Annotated in this window: 3 protein-coding genes and 2 pseudogenes; 4 read left to right on the top strand and 1 reads right to left on the bottom strand. The window is 35.4% G+C overall.

Annotated features, from left to right (window positions below):
* The 3 genes and pseudogenes from AC1DVB_RS25500 to AC1DVB_RS25490 form a co-directional block, all read left to right on the top strand.
* Positions 1 to 306, top strand: a pseudogene (locus AC1DVB_RS25500) (flotillin family protein); the annotation flags it as partial.
* Between the two features lie 29 nt (positions 307 to 335).
* Positions 336 to 428, top strand: a pseudogene (locus AC1DVB_RS25495) (SDR family oxidoreductase); the annotation flags it as partial.
* Positions 429 to 971: 543 nt separating this feature from the next.
* On the top strand, positions 972 to 1,844 hold the full coding sequence (locus AC1DVB_RS25490) for a YitT family protein (protein WP_477591556.1): 873 nt from the start codon (positions 972 to 974) through the stop codon (positions 1,842 to 1,844).
* A gap of 1,127 nt (positions 1,845 to 2,971) precedes the next feature.
* Here the strand turns inward: AC1DVB_RS25490 and AC1DVB_RS25485 are convergent.
* Positions 2,972 to 3,400 carry a VOC family protein gene (locus AC1DVB_RS25485; RefSeq protein WP_477591554.1) on the bottom strand — a complete coding sequence of 143 codons (429 nt, stop codon included), beginning with the start codon at positions 3,398 to 3,400 and terminating at the stop codon, positions 2,972 to 2,974.
* A gap of 605 nt (positions 3,401 to 4,005) precedes the next feature.
* On the opposite strand from AC1DVB_RS25485, the gene AC1DVB_RS25480 reads away from it, so the two are divergent.
* Positions 4,006 to 4,353, top strand: a 348-nt coding sequence (locus tag AC1DVB_RS25480) for a Glu/Leu/Phe/Val dehydrogenase dimerization domain-containing protein (RefSeq protein ID WP_477591552.1), incomplete at its 3' end; no start/stop codon positions are given.

The following is a 4,353-nucleotide window of genomic DNA, read 5'->3' as shown; positions in this document are numbered from 1 at the left end:
GTAATGGACWTGATTTTGAAAATGCTGCCGGAATATGCAAAACAAGTGGCAAGCCCGCTTAGTAATATCGACAAGATCACTGTAGTGGACACAGGCGGAAGCGGTGCGAATGGTGGGGCTAATAAAGTGACTGGATATGCAACGGATTTAATGGCATCCTTGCAGGAGTCATTAAAAGCATCTTCGGGAATTGATGTCAAAGACTTGCTTGAGAATTTCTCAGGAAAACGAAATTTACCATTCACCACCATCAACCAGGAGAATGTCGAAGCGAGCATGAATATGGCAGCAGGCAAGGAAGAGTAACAGGGGAAAATAAAACGAAGGAAGGTAAGGAAACTCTTGCTTTAGAATATGCACCAAAAGGTATTCGTGTAAATAATATTGGTCCAGGAGCGATTAACACACCAGTCAATGCCGAGAAATTTGAGAAGAATTACTTCCGTTTACGCGTGAAGCAATCGACATATTCTATTAATCGCGGAGCTTAAAACATAAAAAAGAACCCATTTTGAAAAAAATCAAAATGGGTTCTTTTTAGTTACTTTAAAATAAAGAATCCCATAACATTTCTAATCAAACTTTATTTTAATTTAACATCTACTTTACGTACATATGACTTGTATTAACGCGGTAACACTACAGAAATAGATATTAATTATTAATGAATGAAGTAGCTATCCTTTAGATACTATGTATATAACTCAGTAAGCTTGCCTGTCTACCTTCTTAAATAAAACAGAAAATATACTTGGATAGGTGATGATTATATAGTTATGGAATATGTGCTCTTTTATTATATGCTAGTAGTTGGCCTAGTAGAATATTCTACATTTGAGAGTAACCAGGCTGTGAAGTTTAGACAAGACTGCCTAACACAATGTTCCTTGTTCAACTAAAGGGGCAGAATAGTTAAAGAAGAAATTATAGTAAGCTTAATTAAAATAAAATGTTTGAAGGTGAGGAATTATATGAGCACAATCAAAAAGCATAAACCAAATAAGCTAAAAATGATTTTACGAGGATTAATAGTAATGATTGGGGGATTTATAGCCGCATATGGACTAGAAACCGTATTAATCCCAAACAATGTATCTGATGGGGGGGTGACGGGGCTTAGTATCATTGGTTCACAACTATTTGGATTACCATTAGGACTACTCATTGCCGTTATTAACCTTCCTTTTATCTGGTTAGGATATCAACAAATTGGTAAAGGTTGCGCGATTTATTCGATTATCGGAATAGCTTCACTAGCTGTTGGTACAAGCCTCATGCACCATACCCCAGCGATTATTGAAGGGGATACATTATTAGTTACCGTTGTAGGTGGTATTATCATCGGTTTTGGGATGGGATTAGCATTGCGGAATGGCGGAGCATTAGATGGAATTGATATGCTAGCCGTATTACTTTCTCGAAAATTACCTTTTGGGACAAGTGATTTCATCCTTTTCTTAAACATGTTTGTATTTATTTTCGGTTCAACCGTATTCGGTCTACAAGGAGCAATTCTTTCTGCAATTGCTTACTTTATTGCTTCTAAAGTGATTCATATAGTGGAAGTAGGGTTAAGTGGCTCTAAAACCTTTAAAATTATCACAACTCAACCCGAATTAATGGTCGAGACCATTCGTGATCGTTTAGGTCGAAGTGCAACATACAATGAAGTTTATGGCAGTTATTCAAATAAAAAATTTAAGGAAATCACATGTGTCATTAACCGTTTAGAAGAAAGCAAAATCAAAGAAATTATTAATGAGATTGAGGAAACTGCTTTTGTTACAGTATATGACGTAGCAGAAGTTAAGGGTGGTAATTTCAGAAAACATGATATTCATTAGATAGAAACCTGTAATTTTAAATAAAGTTACATAAAAGACACCTTTTAGTTTTGCTAAAAGGTGATTTTAAAGCTTGTATTCATGGGGTAACACTAAACAAATGAATACTGATAAGAGTACGAAGTTGTTATTCTTTAAATACTATATAGCTATTTCAGGATCTGACTCTGGTTGGATGAATTTATGAGGCAATATTGGGTTCTCCTTTGTGGGTGGCTTGCCCAACCAATTGGAGGGGAAGGTGTGTTATTGGTTAGTATTATTCCAATTATCATGGCTATAGTTTTATGGTTCTTTGTACATCCTGATCGCTCACTTATGTAATTTAACTGGAATAACACACGCCAATAGGCATTCCATAAGTGATTAGACGTTTGATTAGAAATATTTTTCAGTTTTTATGAAACATTTTAGTATTCACTTAACATAATTAAAGTTCTTGGAATAGCATTTTAAAATCAAAGTCTATAGAATAACTCTCCATTTGTATTTATTTATGACTTTTTACATGCAGAGAAATGCTCTCTAACGCAATTAACTTTTATTTTACGAATAATAGCTCATTAATTGCAGATTTCAGCGCCTTAGAAACACGTATAAAAAAGACCTACACATGAGAGGGTGGTCTTTTTTATTCTTTATTGGGGTAGAGTCAGGAAAATGCTGATTTACAACGCTTGAGTGCTTTCTCCCAATAAAAAAAGCGGATTCCCAATTTCAAGGAATCGACTTTTTTATTTTCTTATTTCACTAAAGAACCAGTTAGCCATCCATGCAGCGCAAAACCGGCGCTGCACCCAGAGAAAGAAAATGGGTTTCCGGGTCAATAATGTTTAATGGCTTGCAAAGAAGGTCTTTGAACGAGCCCATCTGTTAGTCTGACTCCAACGACCACGGTGAACCACCGACTGTCGTGCTCTATAGGGGGGAGTTCTCATGGGAGTTTAATCCTTTTTTTTGTCGTTGTGCCAGTCGATTCTATACGTTGATTACCTGCCAACTCAATAATGACCATTCCGAAGGCTCATCCTTTTTTTAAAAAGCGTTTACTTGGCCTTTTTTGTTGTGGTTTTTTCTGGATTTTGAGCTTGCTTCTGCCAAATAAGATAATTCTAATTAAATTTTCTTTAATTATTTGAATAGCTACAAAGTTCAATCAAAGTTCCATCAGTTGATACGGGATTAACATAAATGAGCTTTCTCCCGCGTGGGTTTGTACGTAGTGTATCCTCTAGAAAACGAACCCCATTTTTACTTGCCTCGAGTATTGCTTTGTCCAAATCGTCAACTCGATATGCAATATGATGCACTCCTTTTCCTCGTTGCTTTATAAACCGAGCCATTGGAGAGTTCTTGTTGGTTGGTGCCAATAATTCAATTACTTTATCATTAGTTCTGACAACAGCAACGTGTACTTCAACACCAGGTGTATCACTTGTATAACGGTCCTCTAATACTCCATTTAATACATTAAGATAAAAGGGAAGAGCATCATCAATACTTCTAACAGCAATTCCAACGTGATCTAAAACATATTCAAATTCAGTTCCTCCCAATTTAGTTCCTCCTTTCAGCATTATTATTTTTAATAAAGGTTAAGTCTATTTAAAATATTTTATGGATTCTACATTATTGTTGATGTAATTATTCAACAATATAACTTATCTTAACAGTAAATGGCCGAGTAACAGAACGAATTAATTTGTATGACCAGCTCCCTGTACCTATCAGTTGGTACAGGGAGGTTAGATATGTTCTCTCTTAATTTAACTATAAATGTTTCTAATTAGGAAKGTAAATTTCTCTTTAAAAGTTTATATTTTTTAGATAGAGACAAAGCGGTTATTTTTACTTGACTAATAAGAACATGAATACTATAATTCAATTGATCAATTGAATACTTAATGAGTTTAACTTAATCGTAAAGCAGTCCGAGACAGGAATGAAAGTAGATGCTATTGCCATTGGGTTGGATTTAACACTTAGAGATGTTCAAGCACAGGTAAAACAAAAACAGCATCCTTGGATTTTGGATAAAGGATTTTAAAATTCAGCTGTTGTAAATGTTATTCCGTTTCAAGGTGTGAAGCATTATATAACAAAAAAGAGGGGTAAAAAAGGAATAATAACATCACAAGTAGTCCGAAAAGATAATCTACAAGTGGCTAAAGAATTTGTAAGCCAAGTGTACGCACAAGTAAAAGAGCGTAATCCTCATGAAAGTGAATTCCATCAAGCAGTGAAGGAAATTTTCCTTTCATTAGTTCCAGTATTTRCAAAACATCCAGCCTATATGAAAAATGGGTTATTAGAAAGACTCGTGGAACCGGAAAGAATGATTACCTTCCGTGTTCCTTGGGTTGATGACCTTGGGAATGTACATGTGAACCGTGGTTTCCGCGTGCAGTTCAACAGCGCAATTGGACCATACAAAGGAGGTCTACGCTTCCACCCGACAGTTAATGCTAGCATCATCAAGTTCCTTGGTTTCGAGCAAATCTTTAAGAAC

It is taken from the genome of Peribacillus sp. P4_D6, from assembly GCF_056401795.1.
This window is presented reverse-complemented; position numbering and strand designations above follow the sequence as displayed.

Excerpts from the sequence above, each read along its gene's own strand:
- AC1DVB_RS25490 (WP_477591556.1), top strand. The coding sequence starts at position 972 with ATGAGCACAATCAAAAAGCATAAACCAAATAAGCTAAAAATGATTTTA.